At 73.3% G+C, this 21,095-nt stretch carries 21 protein-coding genes and 8 tRNA genes; 12 read left to right on the forward strand and 17 right to left on the reverse strand.

Annotated features, from left to right (window positions below; all coding sequences use genetic code 11):
- Positions 1–233: 233 nt before the first annotated feature.
- Entirely contained in the window at positions 234–794 is a 561-nt protein-coding gene (locus ACIPRD_RS24975) for an HIT domain-containing protein (RefSeq protein WP_356400344.1), read from the reverse strand.
- A gap of 67 nt (positions 795–861) precedes the next feature.
- On the opposite strand from ACIPRD_RS24975, the gene ACIPRD_RS24980 reads away from it, so the two are divergent.
- Positions 862–1,584: a potassium channel family protein gene (locus ACIPRD_RS24980; RefSeq protein ID WP_401566074.1), complete on the forward strand. Its 723-nt coding sequence runs from the start codon at positions 862–864 to the stop codon at positions 1,582–1,584.
- A 28-nt stretch (positions 1,585–1,612) separates the two neighbouring features.
- Here the strand turns inward: ACIPRD_RS24980 and thrS are convergent, their stop codons facing one another.
- The 3 genes from thrS to ACIPRD_RS24995 all read right to left on the reverse strand — a co-directional run bounded on the left by thrS (position 1,613) and on the right by ACIPRD_RS24995 (position 5,494).
- A complete protein-coding gene (gene thrS, locus ACIPRD_RS24985; RefSeq protein ID WP_356400340.1) occupies positions 1,613–3,589 on the reverse strand; it encodes a threonine--tRNA ligase in 1,977 nt (658 codons plus the stop codon).
- 97 nt (positions 3,590–3,686) lie between these two features.
- A complete protein-coding gene (locus tag ACIPRD_RS24990) occupies positions 3,687–4,931 on the reverse strand; it encodes a hypothetical protein (protein WP_401566078.1) in 1,245 nt (414 codons plus the stop codon).
- Positions 4,928–5,494, reverse strand: a complete 567-nt coding sequence (locus ACIPRD_RS24995) for a DUF4365 domain-containing protein (protein ID WP_401566081.1) — start codon at positions 5,492–5,494, stop codon at positions 4,928–4,930. The genes ACIPRD_RS24990 and ACIPRD_RS24995 overlap by 4 nt, the downstream gene beginning before the upstream one ends.
- Positions 5,495–5,662: 168 nt before the next feature.
- On the opposite strand from ACIPRD_RS24995, the gene ACIPRD_RS25000 reads away from it, so the two are divergent.
- Entirely contained in the window at positions 5,663–6,388 is a 726-nt protein-coding gene (locus tag ACIPRD_RS25000; RefSeq protein ID WP_356400334.1) for a 3'-5' exonuclease, read from the forward strand.
- 231 nt (positions 6,389–6,619) lie between these two features.
- Here ACIPRD_RS25000 and ACIPRD_RS25005 read toward each other — a convergent pair.
- The 3 genes from ACIPRD_RS25005 to ACIPRD_RS25015 all read right to left on the reverse strand — a co-directional run bounded on the left by ACIPRD_RS25005 (position 6,620) and on the right by ACIPRD_RS25015 (position 8,018).
- Positions 6,620–6,691: transfer RNA gene (locus ACIPRD_RS25005), tRNA-Val, on the reverse strand.
- A 654-nt stretch (positions 6,692–7,345) separates the two neighbouring features.
- A tRNA-Val gene (locus ACIPRD_RS25010) sits at positions 7,346–7,417 on the reverse strand.
- A gap of 112 nt (positions 7,418–7,529) precedes the next feature.
- A complete protein-coding gene (locus tag ACIPRD_RS25015) occupies positions 7,530–8,018 on the reverse strand; it encodes a TIGR02611 family protein (RefSeq protein ID WP_401566084.1) in 489 nt (162 codons plus the stop codon).
- A gap of 191 nt (positions 8,019–8,209) precedes the next feature.
- Between ACIPRD_RS25015 and ACIPRD_RS25020 the strand changes: the two genes are divergently transcribed.
- Together ACIPRD_RS25020 and ACIPRD_RS25025 are read left to right on the forward strand one after the other, a co-directional pair.
- Positions 8,210–8,623 carry an SsgA family sporulation/cell division regulator gene (locus ACIPRD_RS25020; protein ID WP_004002642.1) on the forward strand — a complete coding sequence of 138 codons (414 nt, stop codon included), beginning with the start codon at positions 8,210–8,212 and terminating at the stop codon, positions 8,621–8,623.
- 460 nt (positions 8,624–9,083) lie between these two features.
- Positions 9,084–9,644, forward strand: a complete 561-nt coding sequence (locus ACIPRD_RS25025; protein WP_356400329.1) for a CGNR zinc finger domain-containing protein — start codon at positions 9,084–9,086, stop codon at positions 9,642–9,644.
- A 139-nt stretch (positions 9,645–9,783) separates the two neighbouring features.
- Here the strand turns inward: ACIPRD_RS25025 and ACIPRD_RS25030 are convergent, their stop codons facing one another.
- Both ACIPRD_RS25030 and ACIPRD_RS25035 read right to left on the reverse strand, forming a co-directional pair.
- Positions 9,784–9,936, reverse strand: coding sequence for a hypothetical protein (locus ACIPRD_RS25030; protein WP_164932512.1), 153 nt, complete (start codon positions 9,934–9,936; stop codon positions 9,784–9,786).
- A gap of 164 nt (positions 9,937–10,100) precedes the next feature.
- Positions 10,101–10,589 carry a hypothetical protein gene (locus ACIPRD_RS25035; RefSeq protein WP_401566088.1) on the reverse strand — a complete coding sequence of 163 codons (489 nt, stop codon included), beginning with the start codon at positions 10,587–10,589 and terminating at the stop codon, positions 10,101–10,103.
- A 241-nt stretch (positions 10,590–10,830) separates the two neighbouring features.
- Here ACIPRD_RS25035 and ACIPRD_RS25040 point away from each other — a divergent pair, with 241 nt between their 5' ends.
- A complete protein-coding gene (locus ACIPRD_RS25040) occupies positions 10,831–11,352 on the forward strand; it encodes a DsbA family protein (RefSeq protein ID WP_401566091.1) in 522 nt (173 codons plus the stop codon).
- Between the two features lie 91 nt (positions 11,353–11,443).
- On the opposite strand, the gene ACIPRD_RS25045 is transcribed toward ACIPRD_RS25040, so the two are convergent.
- From ACIPRD_RS25045 to ACIPRD_RS25055, 3 genes are all read right to left on the reverse strand, one after another.
- Positions 11,444–12,268, reverse strand: coding sequence for a GNAT family N-acetyltransferase (locus ACIPRD_RS25045; protein WP_356400323.1), 825 nt, complete (start codon positions 12,266–12,268; stop codon positions 11,444–11,446).
- Between the two features lie 74 nt (positions 12,269–12,342).
- On the reverse strand, positions 12,343–13,164 hold the full coding sequence (locus tag ACIPRD_RS25050) for an aminotransferase class IV (protein WP_401566094.1): 822 nt from the start codon (positions 13,162–13,164) through the stop codon (positions 12,343–12,345).
- Complete coding sequence (locus ACIPRD_RS25055; RefSeq protein ID WP_356400319.1) at positions 13,161–14,225, reverse strand: chorismate-binding protein; 1,065 nt, start codon at positions 14,223–14,225, stop codon at positions 13,161–13,163. Before ACIPRD_RS25055 ends, ACIPRD_RS25050 begins: the two co-directional genes overlap by 4 nt.
- Positions 14,226–14,405: 180 nt before the next feature.
- Between ACIPRD_RS25055 and ACIPRD_RS25060 the strand changes: the two genes are divergently transcribed.
- The 6 genes from ACIPRD_RS25060 to ACIPRD_RS25085 all read left to right on the forward strand — a co-directional run bounded on the left by ACIPRD_RS25060 (position 14,406) and on the right by ACIPRD_RS25085 (position 14,977).
- Positions 14,406–14,478, forward strand: a tRNA-Gly gene (locus ACIPRD_RS25060).
- Positions 14,479–14,516: 38 nt separating this feature from the next.
- Positions 14,517–14,590: transfer RNA gene (locus tag ACIPRD_RS25065), tRNA-Cys, on the forward strand.
- A gap of 1 nt (position 14,591) precedes the next feature.
- Positions 14,592–14,663, forward strand: a tRNA-Val gene (locus ACIPRD_RS25070).
- A gap of 17 nt (positions 14,664–14,680) precedes the next feature.
- Positions 14,681–14,752 (forward strand) — tRNA-Val (locus tag ACIPRD_RS25075).
- A gap of 38 nt (positions 14,753–14,790) precedes the next feature.
- A tRNA-Val gene (locus ACIPRD_RS25080) sits at positions 14,791–14,862 on the forward strand.
- 43 nt (positions 14,863–14,905) lie between these two features.
- Positions 14,906–14,977 (forward strand) — tRNA-Val (locus ACIPRD_RS25085).
- A gap of 119 nt (positions 14,978–15,096) precedes the next feature.
- On the opposite strand, the gene ACIPRD_RS25090 is transcribed toward ACIPRD_RS25085, so the two are convergent.
- From ACIPRD_RS25090 to ACIPRD_RS25100, 3 genes are all read right to left on the reverse strand, one after another.
- Positions 15,097–15,393 (reverse strand): zf-TFIIB domain-containing protein, encoded by a 297-nt coding sequence (locus ACIPRD_RS25090; RefSeq protein ID WP_356400317.1) that lies wholly within the window; start codon positions 15,391–15,393, stop codon positions 15,097–15,099.
- Between the two features lie 81 nt (positions 15,394–15,474).
- A complete protein-coding gene (locus ACIPRD_RS25095; protein WP_401566462.1) occupies positions 15,475–16,413 on the reverse strand; it encodes a phosphotransferase in 939 nt (312 codons plus the stop codon).
- 228 nt (positions 16,414–16,641) lie between these two features.
- Positions 16,642–16,818, reverse strand: a complete 177-nt coding sequence (locus ACIPRD_RS25100; RefSeq protein WP_356400315.1) for a hypothetical protein — start codon at positions 16,816–16,818, stop codon at positions 16,642–16,644.
- A 598-nt stretch (positions 16,819–17,416) separates the two neighbouring features.
- Between ACIPRD_RS25100 and ACIPRD_RS25105 the strand changes: the two genes are divergently transcribed.
- The gene (locus ACIPRD_RS25105; protein ID WP_401566098.1) at positions 17,417–18,931 is read left to right on the forward strand and encodes a protein kinase; all 1,515 of its coding nucleotides are present in this window, start codon (positions 17,417–17,419) and stop codon (positions 18,929–18,931) included.
- A 13-nt stretch (positions 18,932–18,944) separates the two neighbouring features.
- Here ACIPRD_RS25105 and ACIPRD_RS25110 read toward each other — a convergent pair whose 3' ends face one another.
- Together ACIPRD_RS25110 and cobA are read right to left on the reverse strand one after the other, a co-directional pair.
- Positions 18,945–19,763 carry an RNA methyltransferase gene (locus ACIPRD_RS25110; RefSeq protein ID WP_356400311.1) on the reverse strand — a complete coding sequence of 273 codons (819 nt, stop codon included), beginning with the start codon at positions 19,761–19,763 and terminating at the stop codon, positions 18,945–18,947.
- Between the two features lie 82 nt (positions 19,764–19,845).
- Positions 19,846–21,078: a uroporphyrinogen-III C-methyltransferase gene (gene cobA, locus ACIPRD_RS25115; RefSeq protein WP_401566101.1), complete on the reverse strand. Its 1,233-nt coding sequence runs from the start codon at positions 21,076–21,078 to the stop codon at positions 19,846–19,848.
- Positions 21,079–21,095: the final 17 nt, after the last annotated feature.

Consider the following 21,095-nt stretch of genomic DNA (forward strand, 5'->3'; position numbering starts at 1 on the left):
GGGGTGGCCGCCCCGGGGGCCGGGCCGGGCGCCGTCCCCCGCGGGGTCCCCCGGGGGGGGTGGGGGGGGGGGGGGGGGGGGGGGGGGGGGGGGGGGGGGGGGGGGGGCGCCCCCCCCCCCGCCCCCGCTTTCGGCCCTTGAGGGGCCTCGTCCTCAAACGCCGGACGGGCTGATTCGTGCCGGGCGGTGCTCAAAGGTGCCGGACGGGCTGATTCGGGCCGGGCCGGGAGGGGTCAGGGTGTGGGCCAGGCTTCTGCCAGCATCTTGCGGGTGTCGGCCAGGAGCTGGGGGAGGACCTTGGTGTGGCCGACGACCGGCATGAAGTTCGTGTCGCCGCCCCAGCGGGGGACGATGTGCTGGTGGAGGTGGGCCGCGATGCCGGCGCCGGCCACCGTGCCCTGGTTCATGCCGATGTTGAAGCCGTGGGCGCCGGAGGCGGTGCGCAGGGCGGTCATGGCCTGCTTGGTCAGCTCGGCGAGCTCGGCGGTCTCCGGGCCGGTCAGATCGGTGTAGTCGGCCACGTGCCGGTAGGGCACGGTCATCAGGTGGCCGCCGTTGTACGGGTAGAGGTTCAGCACCGCGTACACGTGCTCGCCCCGGCGGACGATCAGGCCGTCCTCGTCGGACTTGGCCGGGATCGAGCAGAACGGACAGCCGTCGTCGGCCCCCGGGCCGGTCGGCTTGTTCTCGCCCTGGATGTAGGCCATCCGGTGGGGCGTCCACAGGCGCTGGAACGCGTCCTGCGTCCCCACTCCGATCTGCTGCTCCGGCTCACTCGTCATGCAAGGCAGCATATGGCTTCCCCCGTTCGCGGCGTGTCGGCGGGGCTCCGGCGACGTCGGCACCGGCCAAGCTGGGCCGGTGGACGACGACAGCCGCACGCGGCGCTGGAGACGAAGGACGGACCTGCCGCTCGCCGCCGCGTCGCTGGTCTACCTCGGCGCGTACGCGGTGCACGTCCTCGCGCCCGGACTCCCCCGGGCCGTGCACCTGACGCTGCTCACCCTGTCGGGTGCCGCCTGGGCCTTCTTCATCGTGGATTTCCTGGTGTGCTGGCGGCTCACCGGCGGCGGGCTGCCCCGGTACGTCTGGCGGCACCGGCTGGACGCGGTGGTCGTGGTGCTGCCCCTGCTGCGGCCGGTGCGGATCCTGCGGACGTACGAGGCGGTGGAGCGGCGCCACGGGCACACCCAGCTGCCGATCCAGGCCCGCGTGATGCTGTACGCCGGGATGTCCGCGGCACTGCTGGGCTTCGCCGGCGCGCTGCTGGTGTACGAGTTCGAGCACGACGCCCCGGACGCCACGATCCGCACCTTCGGCGACTCGGTGTGGTGGGTCTGCTCGACCCTGTCGACCGTCGGGTACGGGGACGTGGTCCCGGTGACACCGAAGGGGCGGATCGTCGCGGTGGTGATGATGATCTGCGGGCTGGCGCTGCTGGGCGCGGTCACCGGTTCGTTCTCGTCGTGGCTCATGCAGCGGTTCGCCGGAGGCGACGCGAGCAGGCCGGACGCGGACCGGGCGCCGGAGGACCGGACGCCGCAGGACGGGCGAAGGCCCCCGGGGAGCACCCCGGGGGCCTGATCACGCCCCGCGTCGCGCGGGGGCGGCGTCACACCTGGACGCGTCGCTCCACCACGTCGACGAGCTTGGCGATGGCCTCGTCGCGCGGGATGCCGTTCTCCTGGGAACCGTCGCGGTAGCGGAAGGACACCGTGCCCGCGTTCATGTCCTCGTCACCGACGATGATCATGAACGGGATCTTCTGCTTCTGCGCGGTGCGGATCTTCTTCTGCATGCGGTCCGAGGAGGAGTCCACCTCGACCCGCAGGCCCTTCTTCTTCGCCTGGGCCGCGAACTCCTGCAGGTACTCGACGTGGCCGTCGCCGATCGGGATGCCGATCGCCTGGACCGGGGCGAGCCAGGCCGGGAAGGCGCCCGCGTAGTGCTCCAGGAGCACCGCGAAGAACCGCTCGATGGAGCCGAACAGCGCACGGTGGATCATGACCGGGCGCTGCTTGGAGCCGTCGGGGCCCGTGTACTCCAGGTTGAAGCGCTCGGGCAGGTTGAAGTCGAGCTGGATGGTCGACATCTGCCAGGTGCGGCCGATGGCGTCCTTCGCCTGCACGGAGATCTTCGGGCCGTAGAAGGCGGCGCCGCCCGGGTCGGGCACGAGGGGCAGGCCCTGCTTCTCGGCGACCTGGCGCAGCGTCTCGGTGGCCTCTTCCCAGGCGTCGTCCGAGCCGACGAACTTCTCCGGGTCCTTGGTGGACAGCTCCAGGTAGAAGTCGGTCAGGCCGTAGTCGCGCAGCAGGCCGAGGACGAAGGTGAGCGTCTGGTCGAGCTCCTCCGCCATCTGCTCGCGGGTGCAGTAGATGTGCGCGTCGTCCTGGGTGAAGCCGCGGGCACGGGTCAGGCCGTGCACGACGCCCGACTTCTCGTACCGGTACACGGTCCCGAACTCGAACAGGCGCAGCGGCAGTTCACGGTACGAGCGGCCGCGCGCGTCGAAGATCAGGTTGTGCATCGGGCAGTTCATGGGCTTGAGGTAGTAGTCCACGCCCTCGTCGAGCTGCATGGGCGGGTACATGCCGTCGGCGTACCAGTCCAGGTGGCCCGAGGTCTCGAAGAGCTTCCCCTTCGTCGCGTGCGGGGTGTAGACGAACTCGTAGCCCTCCTCCTCGTGCCGGCGGCGCGAGTAGTCCTCCATGACCCGGCGGATGATGCCGCCCTTGGGGTGGAAGACGGCGAGGCCGGAGCCGATCTGCTCGGGGATCGAGAAGAGGTCCAGCTCGGAGCCGAGCTTGCGGTGGTCGCGCTTCTCGGCCTCGGCGAGGAACTCCAGGTGCGCCTTCAGCTCGTCCTTCGACGGCCAGGCGGTGCCGTAGATGCGCTGGAGCATCGGGTTCTTCTCGCTGCCGCGCCAGTAGGCGGCCGCGTTGCGCATCAGCTTGAACGCCGGGATGAGGCGGGTGGAGGGCAGGTGGGGACCGCGGCAGAGGTCCTTCCAGCACAGCTCGCCGGTCTTGGCGTCCAGGTTGTCGTAGATCGTCAGCTCGCCGCCGCCGACCTCGACATCCGCGCCGTCGTCGGTGGAGGCCGAGCCCTTGAGGCCGATCAGCTCCAGCTTGTACGGCTCGTCGGCCAGCTCGGTGCGGGCCTCCTCGTCCGTGACGACCCGGCGCGCGAACTTCTGGCCGCGCTTCTGGATCTCCTGCATCTTCTTCTCGATGGCCTTGAGGTCATCGGGGTGGAAGGGCTTCTCGACGTCGAAGTCGTAGTAGAAGCCGTCCTTGACGGGCGGGCCGATGCCGAGCTTGGCCTCGGGGAACAGCTCCTGCACGGCCTGCGCCATGACGTGCGCGGTGGAGTGGCGGAGGATGTTCAGACCGTCCTCGGAGGAGATCTCGACCCCCTCGACCTCGTCACCGTCGGACAGCTCGTGCGTGAGGTCCCGCAGCTCGCCGCCCACACGCGCGGCGACGATCGAACGCTCGCCCGCGAAGAGGTCGGCGGCCGTAGTCCCCGTCGTCACCACGCGTTCTTCCCGCTCGGAATCGCGTTGGATGATCACACGGACGTCTGACACCGGTCTCTCCTGACTGAAGGTGGAAGCGGCGCCATACCAGGAGCGCGCGCAGAAGGATCGTACCGACCCGACACCTCCGACCGCGAAACGGTTGTTTTCAGTCCTCGCTCCCGCAGGCCTCTCCGCAGGCCTCCTCGAAGAAGTCGAGGTTCTCCTGGAGGGACTTCATCAGCCGGTCCCGCTCCGCCTCGTCGACCTGCACGGGTACGACTCCGGAGGCGCCGGTGAGCCTGCGGAAGCCGCCCCGGCGCTCCAGCCGGCCGTGCACCCGCACCGGGAGGCCGACGAGGTGGGCGTGACCGGCGATGCGGTAGTCCTCCTCGCCCAGGGTGACGCGGACGTGCGGCACCTCGGCGCCCGCGAGCACGCGCAGCCGTACCGTGCCCTCGCCGCGGGGTCCGGAGCGGCGCAGGCGGACCACGACGCCGGTGACGCGGACCGGCACGGAGGGTTCCTTGCGGAGGTAGCGCAGCCCGGCGGCGCGCAGCACGGGCAGATCGCCGGGTGAGAACTCGACCGGCTCGGCCGCGGCGGCGCAGTCCTCGGGGACGCCTGCTCCGGGGGCCCAGGCGATGGCCACGCGCGCGCTCTCGGTGCCCCGGACGAGCGTGCTCAGCGCCTCGGTCAGTTCGCGGCTGACGCCGGCCTCGACCGCGCCGTCGAAGGCGTCCATGCCGCCGGTGGCCCGCTGGTAGTCGATGGCCTCGCGGGCGGCGTACAGCGCCTGGTGCAGGCGGACGGTGAGGGGGCGGCCGGCGGGCGCGGGCACGAAGGCGGTCAGCCCGGCGTCCCCGGCGGCGGGTCCGACCAGGACGTTCTCCAGCAGGGCCGCGGCGGACCTGCGGTGCCGGGCGCCGTAGTAGCCGGAGCGTGCGCGGGTGGCGAGCGCGGCCGCGAGCAGTGTCCGCCGGGCGGCGGCGCGCAGTTCCTCGTCCACGGTCCAGGGCGCGGCTCCGGCCGGCCCGCGAGGGGTGTCGCGCGTCCAGCGGATCTCGTCGCTGGGCACGGCGAGGGCGATCAGCACCTCCCGCGCGGAGGGGGTGCCGCTGCGGCCGAGGGCGGCGAGGGCGTCGCCGAGCAGGTCCTCGCTGTCGGGGAAGGCACGGCTCTCGGGGATCAGCAGACTGGTCCCGGCGGCCTCGGGGCCCGGCGGGGTCCAGCGGCCGTAGCGTCCGGGGGCGCCGCCGCGCCGCTGCCAGCCGTGCCGGCGCAGCAGTGCGCCGAGGACGGCGGGGTCGACCCGGGCGGGGTCGGGGGGCCGGTTCCAGGGGCCGGCCCCGGCGGAGGGGTCGGGGTGCGGCCGCACCTGCCGGAGCGGCTCGTCGTAGGGGCGGCTCCTCATGGTCTGCCTCCCGTCCCGACCCGCGTCATGATCTCGCACAACGCCCGGTCGTCGAAGATGCGCGAGGTCGGTATCCGCACGGTGGTCCGGTGCCGTCCGGTGACGGGGTGGCCGGCCAGGTCGACCCAGTAGCAGCAGTGTCTGAGGTCGAGCCGGTCATGGCCGGCCCGGAGCCAGTCGTCCTGGGAGCGCGGGACGAGCATGACGACCAGGATCTTGTGCACCGAGACGGGTGTGCGGGCGAGCTTGCGCAGGTGGTCGTTGTCGAGGGTGAAGGAGAAGGTGCGGCCCGGGGGGTTGGGCGCGATCTGGTAGGTGCACTTGAGCTGCACCTTGATGGTGACCTCGTCGTCGACGGTGTGGCCGGGCGAGCCGTGGCTGACGTGCCAGTCGATGCCGTTGTCCGGGAAGGGCTGGGACAGCGAGCAGCCCGCCGCCGCCGCGACCGCGTGCAGATAGCCGACCTGAAGGGTCTCCATGCAGGCGGTGGTGGCGAGGTTGCCGCGGAGGGCGCCCGGACGGTCGGGCAGCAGCCCGCCCCGCTCGGGCTGCGCTATGGCCATGACCAACAGCCTTCCAAACCAAGAAACTCCCCGGTGCGGGCCGCTGAACTGCAAAGACCCGTACTCCTGTTGTCTCCGCCCGGCGTACGGCGCAAACGGCCCGGGTATCACCAAACGGGCAGAAGACGGTATGCCATCTGCCTTGGGTGAACGAGGAGTTGGGTTGGGATGACGAGCTGGTACGAGGGGCCGCTCGCGGCCTTCGACACGGAGACGACGGGCGTCGACGTCGAGACCGACCGGATCGTGTCGGCCGCCGTCGTCGTCCAGGACGCCCCGGGCACGCGGCCGCGGATGGTCCGCTGGCTGGTGAATCCGGGGGTGCCGGTGCCCGAGGCGGCGACGGCGGTGCACGGACTGACGGAGGAGCACCTTCAGCACAACGGCCGCTGGCCGGCACCGGTGATGTACGAGATAGCCGAGCAGCTGACGGAGCACGCGGCGATGGGCCGTCCGCTGGTGGTGATGAACGCGCCGTTCGATCTGACGCTCCTGGACCGCGAGTTGCGCCGGCACCGCGCGTCCTCGCTGGAGCGCTGGTTCGAGTCGACGCCGCTGCGGGTCCTGGACCCGCGCGTCCTGGACAAGCATCTGGACCGCTATCGCAAGGGCCGGCGCACCCTGACCGACCTGTGCGAGCACTACGGCGTGACGCTGGAGGGCGCGCACGACGCGGCGGCGGACGCGCTGGCCGCACTCGACGTCGTACGGGCCCTGGGCCGCAGGTTCGCGACCCGGCTGGACCGGCTGTCCCCCTCCGAGCTGCACGCGCTGCAGGCCACCTGGCACGCGGCGCAGGCGCGGGGGCTCCAGGCGTGGTTCGCGCGCAGCGGTTCGGAGGAGACGGTCAGCACGGACTGGCCGCTGCGGCCGGAGCTGTCGGCGGCGGCGTAGGCGTGAGCGCGGGCGCGGGCATTTGCGCAGGTGCGGAGGCCTGAGCGGAAGCGGCGCGGGCACGGCGGGCCGGGCCGGGTGTGGCGGGCCGGGCGTGGTGGGCCGCGCCGGGCATCGTGGGCCGGGCCGGGCGTGACGGGCATGGCCGCGTGGGGGCCTGCCGCCCTGAGGCGTGCCGCCGCCGGACAAAGCAAAGAGCCGGTCCGCTGTGACGGACCGGCTCTTTCCCGGTGGGCGATACTGGGTTCGAACCAGTGACCTCTTCGGTGTGAACGAAGCGCTCTCCCACTGAGCTAATCGCCCGGGAACGCACTGAACAATACAGGTCCCGGCGGGGTTCGTTCAAACCGCCTCCGGACGACGCTCCGGTTCACCCCCGCCGGCCCGCGCCGCGAGGCACCGGCGGGCGCCCACGGAGGGCGCGGCACGCCGGTGCGGCCGGCCACGGGAGCAGGGGGTCCGCGGACCCCGGCCGCTTCACGCCACGCGCGAGGCGCCCGCCGGGCGAGGCCGCTCGGCGCGGGGCGCCGTGCGACGGCAGGGGCTCACGGCACGGGGCCGTCCGGCGGCAGGCGCTCACGGCACGGGGCCCGTCCGGCGGCGGAGGCTCGCGGCACCCGTGCGTTCCGGTGTGACGCGGGCCGTGCCGGGAAGGGGTGGCGCCGCCCGCGCGACGGCGTCCGCTTCACGCCGATGTGACCGGGCCTCAGTTCGCCCTCGGACACAGGGCACTTGGGGGCGTCGAGAATTTCCCTCATGTCGCGCTTCCGGGGAAATCCGGGGGCATTCCGAAATAGGCCCGGGGAATTTTCCGCGGGCTACCGCATCCGGAACTCGCCGCCGGAGGGAAGTACGCCCGTGCGTGACGGATCGTCACCGTCCCCGCGCGGATCGGGTCGGCGTACGCGCACACGACGACGGCCCATCTGCTGTCCGCAGATGGGCCGTCGGTCCGGGTGGGCGATACTGGGTTCGAACCAGTGACCTCTTCGGTGTGAACGAAGCGCTCTCCCACTGAGCTAATCGCCCGGGCACAGGAAGAACATTACCCCATGTCAGGGGGTGCCTCCGACCAGGGGTGCCTCCGACCAGGGGCGCCCCGGCGGCCGGGGCCGCGGGCGGCCCCCGCGGCCGCGCCGGCTCACCGCCCCTGGATCTTCCAGGGCATCACGACGCCGAACTTCGACACGTAGATCCCGACCAGGACGCCCACGATCACCAGACCGATCACCGTGAGGGTGATGTTGCGGCGGCGCACGCTGGGGTCCAGGGCCCGCTGGGCCGCCTCGGTCACCTTGCGCTTCGTCCAGCGCAGCACGAGCTGGGCCCAGACGAACTCGGTCGCCCAGATCGCCATGCCGGCGAAGATCACCACCCAGCCCGGTCCGGGCAGCGGCAGCATGGCGACGCCGGCCGCCACGACCGCCAGGCCGACCACAAAGACGCCGACCTGCCAGCTCAGGTGCAGGGCCCGGCGGGCCTTCACGAATTCCGGCGCACGGGAGCCGAGCCCCGGCCCGGACCGCCGATCACCAGCCTCCACCGCACCCGCCTCGTCCGCCGCACCCGTCCGGTCCGCCCGGCCGGTCACCACGACAACCTCACCCGACTCGTCACTCCCCGTATTCATACAGACAAACCCTACCGGAGTGAATCAGGTCACTGGAATGGTCGTAGACCTCGCCCGAGTTCTCGGCCGGAAGGGTTACGTAAAGGCACGCAAAACACTCAGAGGGGTTTACAACGGCACCGTAGGTGGCATGTCGATTTCGCCGACGTGCGAATCCCCGAGCGCACACTGAGCGAAAGGCCCTGGCGCTTATGAACACCACGGTCAGCTGCGAGCTGCACCTGCGCCTCGTTGTGTCGAGCGAGTCCTCCCTGCCTGTCCCCGCAGGCCTGCGGTACGACACGGCCGACCCCTACGCCGTGCACGCCACCTTCCACACCGGAGCCGAGGAGACCGTCGAGTGGGTGTTCGCCCGCGACCTCCTCGCCGAGGGGCTGCACCGGCCCACGGGCACCGGCGACGTCCGTGTCTGGCCATCGCGCAGCCATGGTCAGGGCGTCGTATGCATCGCCCTCAGTTCACCGGAGGGTGAGGCCCTGCTCGAGGCCCCGGCGCGGGCCCTCGAGTCCTTCCTCAAGCGAACCGACGCCGCCGTGCCGCCCGGCACGGAGCACCGCCACTTCGATCTGGATCAGGAGCTCTCGCACATCCTGGCGGAAAGCTAGCCCGCGCCTCCTTCAGGCCGCCCGGCGCCGTCCACTCGGGGAGACGGCTCGGGCCAAGACAACCGCATACGGCACAGGCCGGCGCCGTCACCGCCCGCACGAGCGGGACGGTGCCGGCCTGTATGCGTTCCAGGCGCCCCTCACCGGGGCCCGTACGGCGCCGATGGGTTTTGCGGCACCAGGGGCCCGCGCGGGCTTCTGAGGGCCCGCACAGGGCGCGCCGAGGCCCCGTCGGCCGGCTCCCCTGCCCTGCCCGTGCCGCACGAGGCCCCAGGGCCTTCCCCGGCCTCCCCGGGCCGGGCCGGCGGCCGGGGCGCGGCCTCGCCCGGCCCGGTGGACCCGTCCGTGGTCTCGTTGCGGTCTCGGCGGGGTGAGGGCGGCTACGCGGGGCCGGGATGTCGCTACCATCGGCCAGCATCGGCGGGCGCCCGCGCCCGCCCTCCAGGCCAGGGAGCGAAACGTGCTGATCACCCACGACACCCGGTGTGCGCTCGACACGGTGGTGGATCTGGTGAACACCGCACCGGAGGACGCCACGGCGGCGGACGGACTGCCCGATGTCGTCACGCTCGCCGAGTTCGTACGCGGCCATGACATCAGCGATGTCGGGGTGCTGTCCGAGGCCGACCTCTCGGCGGTGCACGGGATCCGCGGGCGGTTCGCCGGGATCTTCGCGGCTCCGGACGCCCGGGCCGCCGCCGGGATGATCAACGAGCTGGTCGCCGCCGCGGGGACCACTCCGCGCCTGACGGACCACGACGGCTACGACTGGCATGTCCACTACTTCGCGCCGGGCGCCTCGGTCGCCGACCACCTCGCCGCCGACTGCGGGATGGCCCTCGCCTTCTTCGTCGTGGCAGGGGAGCAGGAGCGGCTGCGGCGCTGCGAGGCCCCGGACTGCCGGCGGGCCTTCGTGGACCTCTCGCGCAACCGCTCACGCCGCTACTGCGACAGCCGCACCTGCGGGAACCGGCTGCATGTGGCCGCCTACCGGGCCAGGCGCAAAGAAGCGGCGCGCTGACGCGGGACCGCGGACCGTACCGGGACCGCACCGGGGGCCGGGACCGTACCGGGGCACGCGGACCGGGACCGGGGGCGGGCAGCGGCTTCGGCGGGCGACGCCAGTCCCGGCGGGTGACGCCGGGACGGACGTGTACGGCTCACAGCAGCAGCAGGTCGTGCAGCGCAGCCATGAGGATGAGACACCCGATCACCGCCAGGAAGATCATCAGCGGTGGCTGGGAAAGGGCGAAGAGGCACCCGCGCGGCTCGTCCTTCGGCGGCGCGGCCTCGCTCTGTGTCGTATCCAGCATCTCGCGGCCGATGATGACCTACGGCGGCACCTGTACGCGATCAACACTCTCGTAAAGTGCGGTAGTTCGCCGAATTCGTCCCGTCCCGCTCGACTTGCTCCGCAACGTGAACGGTTCCGGGCACTGCTGGACGTTCTGTGTCGTTCCGCCCCGTCACGGGGGGTTCATATGCCGTGCTTCTTGAGGATGGCCTCGATGTCGCGGAAGTCGTCCCCGGAGCCGCCGGAGGCTGAGGTGCCGGAGGCACCGGAGCTCTGCGCGGCCGCGGGGCCGCCCGCGGCCCCGGAGGTGCGGGGCGCGGTCGCGGAACGGTCGCGCCGGCCGAGGGCGAGGGGCGGCGGCGGGGGCGGCGGGGCCACCGCGGGAGCCTGCCCGGCGGCCGCGGCCGTGCGCCCGGCGCGCCGGCGCTCGACGGCACGCGTGGTGGCGAACAGCAGCCAGGCCGCGCCGAGGACACCGAATCCGGCCCAGGCGACGGGGCTGAACGCGGTGCCGGAGAGCCATCCGACCACTCCCGTCATCACCAGCCCGACGGGCACCAGCGCGTACGCCGCGATGCGGGCGGCCGCCAGGAAACGCTTGCGGTAGGCGGTGACCACCGCGATACCCAGGCCCGCCGCGGACACGGCGGAGCAGACGGTCTCGGCAATCATCCGGTCCTCCTGGCGGGCTCGGTCGGGCGACGGGACGCGGGGACCGCGCGGGATGCGGCCAGTCCCTTCTTCTTCCTTCTTCCCGCCGCCGCTCCTTCGTGTCCTCTCCATCCTGCACCGGCCGGTGCCCGCCGTGCCATGGTCCGGCCCCGCCGTACCCGAACATCAGGGACATCTCCGGGTCGTCCCCTCCTGGGGTGCCGGTCGGGCGGCCCGCCTCCGGCCTGGGAGACTGGGCCGCATGAGCGACTCCACCCCTCTGCCCACCGAACCCCTCGTCCTCGACGTCTGGTGCGAACTCCAGTGCCCCGACTGCCGTGGCGCCCTGGACGACGTCCGTGCCCTGCGCGCCCACTACGGCGACCGGCTGGAGGTGCGGCTGCGGCACTTCCCGCTGGAGAAGCACAAGCACGCCTTCGCCGCCGCCCAGGCCGCCGAGGAGGCGGTGGAGCAGGGCAAGGGCTGGCCGTACGTCGAGGCCGTGCTGCAGCGGGTCGAGGAGCTGGACCGGCGCGGTGAGCCCTTCCTGATCGAGGTGGCCCGGGAACTCGGCCTGGAAGCCGAGGAGTTCGACACCGCCCTCATCGACGGCCGGCACATCCTGATCGTGGACGCGGACCAGGCCGAGGGCAAGGCGATCGGGGTGACGGGCACCCCGACGTACGTCATCGGCGGTGAGCGTCTGGACGGCGGCAAGAGCCAGGAGGGACTGCGCGAGCGCGTCCAGGAGATCGCCGACCGGCTGCTGTCCGGCCGGGCGTGACCTCCGGTCCCCCGGCGGACCCGCTGCTCCCCGCCGGGTGACCCGGATCTCCGCGGCCTCTGCTCCTCGCGGCCTCTGCTCCTCGCGGCCTCTACAGCAGGGGCTTGCTCAGGGTGCGGCTCACCGTCTCGTACCCGAGCGTGTCGTACAGCCGCTCGGCCGGCGTGTTGCCGGCGAACACGTTGAGCCCGACGACGCCCAGCCCGGCGGCGGCCGCCTGGCGCTCCGCCAGCAGCATGAGCGTGCGGCCGTGTCCCCGTCCCCGGTGCGCCGCGCCGGCCTCGACCCCGTAGACGAACGCCATGGTGTCCCGCAGGGCCAGCCACAGGGTTCCCACCGGTGTCCCCTCGTGCTCGAGGACGCTGAACACCACTCCCGCGGTGCCGAGGCCGTCCGGGAGCAGCGACGCGTGGTCGCGGCGGGTCTTGGCGCGGGCCACGGCCTCGGGGACGCCGCGGTCGGTCCAGGTCCGTACGTAGCGCTCGACCTCGTGCGTCTGCCACGCGGCGAACTCGGCCGGAGTCATCGGCCGCCCGTGGCTGCCCGCGGGCAGGGCCGGCGGCGACTGCTCCAGCCGTTTCTCCATGCCCCGGTTGAACAGCGTGTAGCCGAGGACGCCGGCGAGCCGCAGCGCGGCCTCCGATCCGGCGGGGACCTGGACCTCGATCCGGGTGCAGCCCCAGCCCCGCGCCACCTCCTCCGCCGCGAGCGCCGCCACCGTCGCCCGGCCGCGCCGCCGGTCGGGCTCGTCGACGCGCAGTTCGGTGATGCAGGCCACGGAGTCGCCCAGGGACGGCGAGGTGCCGAGGCGGACGTCTCCCACGAAACGGCTGTTCACGCACACCTTGTAGCGGCGGGATCGGCTTCCGTCGGGGTGCTGCTGGAGCGGCTCGGCCGGCCGCAGGGTCGTCGTCATCACGGATGTTCTACCCGCCCTACGCCCTGCGGTCAGCTCCTTTACCGTCCCGGCCGGGGATCCGGGCCTCCCTGTCAGGGATCCAGGTCCCCGGCCGAACGCTCGGCGAAGATGCGCATCGCCTTGGCGGTCACGGGGCCGGGGGCGCCGGCCAGTTCCTGGCCGTCGATCCGGTGCACGGCCTGCACGTCGCGCAGGGTGGAGGTCAGGAAGACCTCGTCGGCCCGGTCCAGGACGTCCAGCGGCAGGTCGGTCTCCCGGGCGCCGGTCCACTCCACCGTCAGGGCGCGGGTGATGCCGGGCAGACAGCCGGAGGCGACCGGCGGGGTGTGGATCTCGCCGTCCAGGACGACGAAGACGTTCGAGCCGGTCCCCTCGCAGAGCTGTCCGACGGTGTTGGCGAACAGGGCCTCGGACGCGCCGTGTTGGTGGGCGCGGGCGAGGGCGACGACGTTCTCGGCGTACGAGGTGGTCTTGAGGCCGGTGAGCGCGCCGCGCTCGTTGCGGGTCCACGGGACGGTGATCACGGCCGTGGTGTCGGGGCGGCGGGCGGTCTCGCCGAGGGCGACCACCAGGGTCGGGCCGTGCTCGCCGCGGTCGGAGCCGAGCGGGCCGTGGCCGCCGGTGTAGGTGATGCGCAGCCGGCCCAGCGGCATCGGATTGGCCTTCAGGACCGCGGCGCAGGCCTCGCGCACCTCGTCGTGGTCGGGGTCGGGCAGGCCGAGTCCCCGGGCCGAGCGGGTCAGCCGGTCGAGATGGCGGGTGAGCGCGAACGTCCGCCCGTCGACCGCCTTCACGGTCTCGAAGATGCCGTCGCCGACCGTCAGCCCGTGGTCGAAGACGGAGACACGGGCGGACTCCAGGTCCCGCAGTCCGCCGTCCAGCCAGATCCTCATGCGATTGCCTCTCCACTCGCCTCGTACGCGCCCGACGCTACCGCGAGCAGCCGGGACGCCTTCAGCTCCGTCTCCCGCCACTCCCCCTCGGGGTCGGATCCCCAGGTGATGCCGGCCCCGGTGCCGAAGCGCAGCGTCCCGGCGGCGCGGTCGGCCCAGAAGGTGCGGATGCCCACGGCCAGCTCGCCGGTGCCGCGGTCGGCGTCGACCCAGCCGATGCCGCCGCAGTAGGGGCCGCGCGGCGCGGTCTCCAGCGCGTCGATGATCGTCAGGGCGCTCCGCTTCGGCGCGCCGGTCACCGAGCCGGGCGGGAAGGCGGCGTCGAGCAGCTCGGGCCATCCGGCGCCGTCGCGCAGCTCGCCGCGGACGCTGGAGACCAGGTGGACCAGGCCGGGGTGCTTCTCCACGGCGCACAGGTCGGGGACGGTGACGGTGCCGGTGGCGCAGACACGCCCGAGGTCGTTGCGGACCAGGTCCACGATCATCACGTTCTCGGCGTAGTCCTTCTCCAGGAGGTCCGCCTCGGTGCGGCCGGTGCCCTTGATGGGACCCGACTCGACGCTCCGCCCGTCCCTGCGCAGGAACAGTTCGGGCGAAGCGGTGGCTATCTCCACCCCGTGGTCCGGCAGCCGGACCGTGCCCGCGTACGGGGCCGGGTTGCCGCGGGCCAGCAGGGCGGTCAGGGCGTCCATGTCCGCGTCGGGCGGGAGCGGTGCGGACAGCACCCGGCAGAGGTTGGCCTGGTAGACCTCGCCGGCCGCGATGTGCTCGCGGATCCGGCGGACGGCGGCCGTGTAGGCGGCGCGGTCCAGGGAGGACGTCCAGTCCCCCACCGCCGGACCGTGCCAGGCGCCCGGGACGGGGGCGGGCACGGGCGCCTCGCGTACGTGCGAGAAACGGGCGCAGGTCAGTCCGCCCTCGAAGTCGGCGGCGACGGCCCAGAAGCCGTGGGAGTCCAGAGCGGCCGGATCGCTGGTGACGTCGAGAAGGCCCGTGGCCAGGCGGTCGCCGAAGCGGGCCAGAGGAGCCGGGAAGGGGGGCGCGGACGGGAGGGGGAGCACGTGACCGAGTCTAGGTCGGGGGGTCCGGGAGGCGGCTGCGTGATGTCCCCGAGGGGGCCCTGACCACGACGTCCGCCGGGCGCACCTCAGCACGCTGCGCAAACGCGTTTTTGTACTGGCCCAGGAATCCGCTAGAGTTCAACACGTCGCCGGGACGCGGAAGCGAAACGGAAACGACAAGCGGACGTAGCTCAGTTGGTAGAGCGCAACCTTGCCAAGGTTGAGGTCGCGAGTTCGAGCCTCGTCGTCCGCTCGAAGGAAGTAGGGGTCATCCCGATCCCCCACACTCCTGGTGGAGTGGCCGAGAGGCGAGGCAACGGCCTGCAAAGCCGTCTACACGGGTTCAAATCCCGTCTCCACCTCCAAGGACGATTAGCTCAGCGGGAGAGCGCTTCCCTGACACGGAAGAGGTCACTGGTTCAATCCCAGTATCGTCCACTTGATCCTGCCTCCCAGGACGATTAGCTCAGCGGGAGAGCGCTTCCCTGACACGGAAGAGGTCACTGGTTCAATCCCAGTATCGTCCACCGGTCCGCAAGGACCTTGATCGGCAAGGATCACCCCCGCGCGATTAGCTCAGCGGGAGAGCGCTTCCCTGACACGGAAGAGGTCACTGGTTCAATCCCAGTATCGCGCACGCAGTGTTCACGACCGGCTCCTCGGAGCGATCGTGGTCCCGAGGACGATTAGCTCAGCGGGAGAGCGCTTCCCTGACACGGAAGAGGTCACTGGTTCAATCCCAGTATCGTCCACACACCGAAGAAGCCCCCGGCCGTCGCGTACGGCCGGGGGCTTCTTCGTGCGCGCGGCGCAGTGCGGCCCGCGCCGCCCGGTCAGGACGGCACGGCAGGCGCGGCTCGCACCGCCCGGCTCAGCTGGAGAACAGCATGTGGCCGAAGCTCTTGTGCCGGTGGTGGCCGTAGTGTCCGCCGTGGCCCCCTCCGTGGTGGCCGCCGTGCGGGGCGCCCCAGGCCGGGGCGGGCGGGGCCGGGTACGCCTGCGGGGCGGGCGGCGGCGGCGCCGGCTTGGTCCACTGGGACTCCAGCTGGGTCAGCGCCTCCAGCTCTCCGTAGTCGAGGAAGATGCCGCGGCAGCCGCTGCACTGCTCGATCTGGACGCCGTTGCGGTTGTAGGTGTGCATCGGCGCGTGGCATTTCGGACACTGCATGCTCGGCTCAACTCCTCGCCGGTCGGTCGTGCTTGGTGTTTCCCCAGGACAGACTCCCGCCGGACCCGGTTCGGTTGCAGCCTACTTCGGGAACCGGTCCGCCAACCGGGCCGGTACCGAGGTCATTCGGGAGCACGCGTCCACGACGGACCGCTCCACCTCGTCCAGCGGCCGGTCCGCCGCGAGGGCCTTCGCGAGGGCCAGGGCGGCGGTCTGCACGGTCAGCGCGCGGGCCGGTACGTCCAGCGCCGGCCAGGGGTCCCCGTACGACGGGACGGCCGGGCCCCCGGCGCCGCGGTAGGCGTTCAGGAAGCGGGCCCACTCGTCGGGCGGGAGCAGGCCGCAGGCGAACCAGGCGGCGGGGCGGGCGAGGTCCCAGGCCGGTACGCCGGTACCGAGATCGTCCACGTCGATCAGCCGCCACGGGCCGTCCGGCGCTGGGTGCCGGACCAGCTGGCCGAGATGCAGGTCGCCGTGGCAGAGGACGGACGGGCCGGGCATGGGTGCCTCGCCGCGGGTCCAGGCGGGCAGGGCGGCCCAGGCCCGCAGGACCGACGGGGCCGCGGCGGCGTCGCCGTGGGTGTCGCGGGGCGCGGCCGCGAGGGCGGCTTCCAGGCGGGCGACGGCGAGGGCGGCCTTGAGCGGGCCGCGCATCGGGGGCAGCGACGCCGAGGGGGCGGTCCGGTGGAGCCGGGCGAGCAGGCCGGCGGCGGCCTCCCAGGGCGCGGCGTCCGGGTCGTCCCGGTCGACGGGCGCGCCGTAGGGCCAGAGGGTCACGAGCCGGCCGTGCAGCGGGACCGCCGCGTCCGTGAGCGGGGCGAGCAGGACGCCGGGGAACCGGAGGGCGGCCGCGAGGCGCGGGGCCAGTGCGGCGGGGTCGGTGTCCGCCGCGTGGGCCTTGGCGACGGTGCCGCCGTGCCGGACGACGGTGGCGTCGGGGCGGTCGGCGAGAACCGCTCGCGGGCAGCCGCAAGGGGTTTCGGCGCCGCAAGGGTGAGCCGCGCCGGCGGGGTGAGCCACGCCTGCGGAGTGCGCCGCGTCGGCGGCCGTCACGGCCAGCGCGTCGGGAAGGAGGGGGGTGTCGGTGGTCACGGGTCCTCGCACGGGTGGGCTGGGGGAAAACGGCCGATGCCGGCGCGGCTCTCCAGCCGCGCCGGCATCCGTGCCGTCCGCCGCACCCCCGTCCCCACGGGGTTTCATGGATCGATGTCCCCGCCCGGACCGCTCTTCCGGGCCTGGGGTCGCCGCTCAGCGCCCCAGCATCGCACCCACGGACGACGCCTGTGTGGCCACCGTCTCCCAGCCGTCGAAGACGAGCAGGATCAGGGCCGCCAGGGGAAGGGCCATGAGCGTCGCCACCAAGGGGTGGCGGCGGGCCGTTCGGCGGGGGGCGAGCGCCTCGCGCCGCGGTGCCGTTCGGGCCATGGTCCCTCTCCTGACCGATTCGGTTGTCTTCTGCGGCGGCGGGTGTCCGGCCTCGGGGGACGAGAGCTGCACCCGCCGCTCGACTTCAAATCTAGGCGTGCGGCCCTCCGCGCACGTCATGCCCTCGTATCGCATCCCGGGCCTCCCGGAGGATGAGCCTCCCTCCGCCGTGTACTCCCCTGGGTGGAGACGAGCCCCCGGGTCTCGGGGTCTTCCCGGAGGGGTTGCCCGGAGTGCCCCACAATGCCCGAACACTCCGATGACCGTATTCGAGTGACTTCGATCACTTAGGCCGCCTTGCGGATGCCTGCCGCGGGGCCGGGCCGGACCGCCCCGGCCCGGCCCCGCGGGGCGGCCCCGCTCCCCCGCCGCCGGCACCCCTCTCCCCTGGTCATCGCCACTCGGTCCAACCTCCGTGCCCCGCACCCGGGTTGAGGTCACGGGAAGCTCAAACCTGCCGCAGGAAAAGGCCTCCTGACCGTGCCTCACCTCGTGCATACCGCACGCACAATCCGTTCGCCCGAGAGGGCGCGGCCTCTGCGCGCCGACGGCCGCGGAATCGTAAGCTGTGCCACGTCACAGAGGCCGGGCAGCGGGGATGAACATGGCGATGATGCGCCTGAGGCGCGAGGACCCGCGCGTCGTCGGCTCATTCAGGCTGCACCGGCGGCTGGGCGCGGGCGGGATGGGAGTGGTCTATCTCGGCTCGGACAAGAAGGGCCAGCGGGTCGCCCTGAAGGTCATCCGGCCCGATCTCGCCGAGGACCAGGAGTTCCGGTCGCGGTTCGCCCGCGAGGTCTCGGCGGCCCGCCGGATCAGGGGCGGCTGCACGGCCCGGCTGGTCGCGGCGGACCTGGAGGCGGAACGGCCCTGGTTCGCGACGCAGTACGTGCCCGGTCCCTCGCTCCACGACAAGGTCGCCGACGAGGGCCCGCTGGGCGCGGCCGACGCGGCGTCGATCGGCGCGGCTCTCTCCGAGGGGCTCGTCGCCGTGCACGAGGCGGGGGTCGTGCACCGGGACCTGAAGCCGTCCAACATCCTGCTGTCCCCCAAGGGACCCAGGATCATCGACTTCGGCATCGCCTGGGCCACCGGCGCCTCGACGCTCACCCATGTCGGCACCGCCGTCGGCTCGCCCGGCTTCCTCGCCCCCGAGCAGGTGCGCGGCGCGGCCGTCACCCCGGCGACGGACGTCTTCTCGCTGGGCGCCACGCTCGCGTACGCCTCGACCGGGGACTCGCCCTTCGGGCACGGCAGTTCCGAGGTGATGCTGTACCGGGTGGTGCACGAGGAGCCGCAGCTGCACGGCGTGCCGGACGCGCTCGCCCCGCTCGTGCGGGCCTGCCTGGCCAAGGACCCCGACGACCGGCCGAGCACGCTGCAGCTCTCGCTGCGGCTCAAGGAGATCGCCGCCCGCGAGGCGCAGGGCATGGGCGACGTACGGCCGCCGTCCCCGCGCTCGGACGAGGCGGACCGGCCCACCGGGCGGCTCACCGACAGCTACCCGGAGCAGCAGCGCACCCAGCGGCGGGCCTCCCCGGCCACCCCGGTGCCGCGCGGCGGACCGGCGCGGGGGCAGGTGCCCTCGCGGGGCGGCGGTCCGCGCGGCGGCGTGGCCTCACGGCCGGGGACCGCCCGCCCCACCCCGGCACCGCGCCAGGGCGGTCCGCGCTCCGGCAGCGGCAGCCGTCCCGCTCCGCGCAGTGGTGCGGGGCGCCCGGCACCGCGTACGACGGGTACCGGTCTGCGGCCGGCCAACCCGCGGCTGCTGCGGCAGCGGCTCTTCGTGTTCGTCGTGGTGACGCTGCTGGTGGCGCTCGGCATCGCGCTGGCCCAGGGCTGCCAGGGCCCGGCGCGCGGACTCGGCGGCGACGGCGACGGCACCGACGTCGTACGGCGGCAGACGCACGGTCAGGTACGGGAGCGGCCGGCCGGCTCGGTGCCGGACCGCCCGTCGGCGGCGGACCCGGCGCGGGCCCGGGTCCAGGCGCGGACGGCCGGCGCGACGCGCGAGGCGGCCGACGGGCGGCCGGGCGGTGCGGAGGGCACGGAGGACACGGCCCAGCGGTACGGCGCCGGGATCCCGGCCGGGGCGGGCCCCGGCAACGGGTGACGCCGGGACCGGGTCAGGCTTCGGGACGTCCCGTGGCCACCGCGTAGAACGCGACGGCGGCCGCCGCTCCCACGTTCAGGGAGTCGACGCCGTGGGACATCGGGATGCGCACCCAGGTGTCGGCGGCGGCCAGGGCCTTCGCGGACAGGCCGTCGCCCTCCGCGCCGAGCATCAGGGCGACCCGGTCCAGCTTCTGCGGAGCCACCTCGTCCAGGGCGCGTGCCTGGTCGGCGGGGGTGAGCGCGAGCAGCGTGAAGCCCGCCTCGCGCACCTCGGACAGGCCGTGCGGCCAGGTCTCCAGGCGGGCGTAGGGCACCGAGAAGACCGCTCCCATGGAGACCTTGACGCTGCGGCGGTAGAGCGGGTCCGCGCAGTCGGGCGACAGCAGCACCGCGTCCATGCCGAGGGCGGCCGCGGAGCGGAAGATCGCGCCGATGTTGGTGTGGTCGTTGACCGCTTCCATGACCGCCACCCGGCGGGCGGAGCGCAGCACCTCGGAGGTGGTGGGCAGCGGCTTGCGGGCCATGGAGGCGAGGGCGCCGCGGTGCACGTGGTAGCCGGTGACCCGTTCGGCGAGCTCCGGACTCACGACGTAGACAGGCACGGACAGCCCGGCGATGACGTCGCGCATGACGTCGGCCCACTTGGCGGTGAGCAGCATGGACCGCATCGCGTAGCCGGCGTCCGCGGCCCGCCGGATGACCTTCTCGCCCTCGGCGATGAACAGGCCCTCCGCGGGCTCGCGCCTGCGGCGCAGCTCGACGTCGGTGAGGTCCGTGTAGTCGCCGAGGCGGGGGTCCTCGGGGTCCTCGATGGTGATGAGTTCGGCCACGGGTCGATGCTGCCTTGTCCTGGTCGCGGTGCTGAGGCGGGAAGCGGCACGGCCGGTCGCGGCCGCGCCGGTGGTGTGCGGGTCAGTCCAGGTGCCGCGGGCCCACGCCCACGACGTCACCGACGACGATGACCGCCGGCGGCCTGACCTCCTCGGTCCGCACGGTCTCGGCGACCGTGGCGAGGGTCGCGTCCACGCGGCGCTGCGCGGCGGTCGTCCCCTCCTGGACCAGCGCGACGGGTGTCTCGGGCGACTTCCCGTGCGCGACGAGTGTCTCGGCGATCTTCCCTATCTTGTCGACACCCATCAGGATCACCAGCGTACCGGTGAGCTTCGCGAGCGACGGCCAGTCGACCAGGGAGCGCTCGTCGTCGGGGGCGACATGGCCGCTGACGACGGTGAACTCGTGGGCGACGCCCCGGTGGGTGACCGGGATTCCGGCCGCGCCGGGCACCGAGACGGAGCTGGAGATGCCGGGGACGACCGTGCACGGGATCCCGGCCTCGGCGAGCGCCTGGAGCTCCTCCATGCCCCGGCCGAAGACGTAGGGGTCGCCGCCCTTGAGGCGGACGACGGACCTGCCCTGCTTGGCGTGCTCGATCAGCGCGTTGTTGATGGCCTCCTGCGCCATGTACCGGCCGTACGGGATCTTCGCCGCGTCGATGACCTCGACGTGCGGGGGCAGTTCGGCGAGCAGGTCGCGCGGGCCGAGCCGGTCGGCGATGACGACGTCGGCCTCGGCGAGCAGCCGGCGGCCGCGCACGGTGATGAGGTCGGGATCGCCCGGTCCGCCGCCGACCAGGGCGACCCCGGGGATGCGGGTGCGGTGGTGCGGGGCGACCAGGGTGCCGTCGCGCAGGCCCTCCACGACCGCGTCGCGGATCGCGGCGGTGCGGCGGGGGTCGCGGTCGCGCGCGTCCGTGGTGAGGACGGCGACGGTCACCCCCTCGCTGGTCCCGGTGGCCGGGGTCCAGGCCGTGGCCAGGTCGGCGTCGTCGGAGCGCACGCACCAGACGCGGCCGCGCTCGGCCTCGGCGGAGGCGGCGGCGTTGGCGTCCGGGTCACTGGTGGCGATCAGCGCGTACCAGGCGCCGTCGAGGTCGCCCTCGGCGTAGGGGCGCCGCTCCCAGCGGATCTCGCCCGCGTCGGCCATGGCCTCGACGGAGGGGGTGGCCTCCGGGGAGACGAGGAGGACGTCCGCACCGGCCGCGATCAGGGCGGGCAGACGCCGCTGGGCGACCTGGCCGCCGCCGAGGACGGTGACGCGGCGGCCGGCGAGGCGGAGGCCTACGGGGTAGGCGGGGTGTTCGGCCATGAGGTGCGGCTCCTCGT

It is taken from the genome of Streptomyces sp. NPDC090108 (genome assembly GCF_044747185.1).
In the GTDB taxonomy this organism is placed as follows: domain Bacteria; phylum Actinomycetota; class Actinomycetes; order Streptomycetales; family Streptomycetaceae; genus Streptomyces.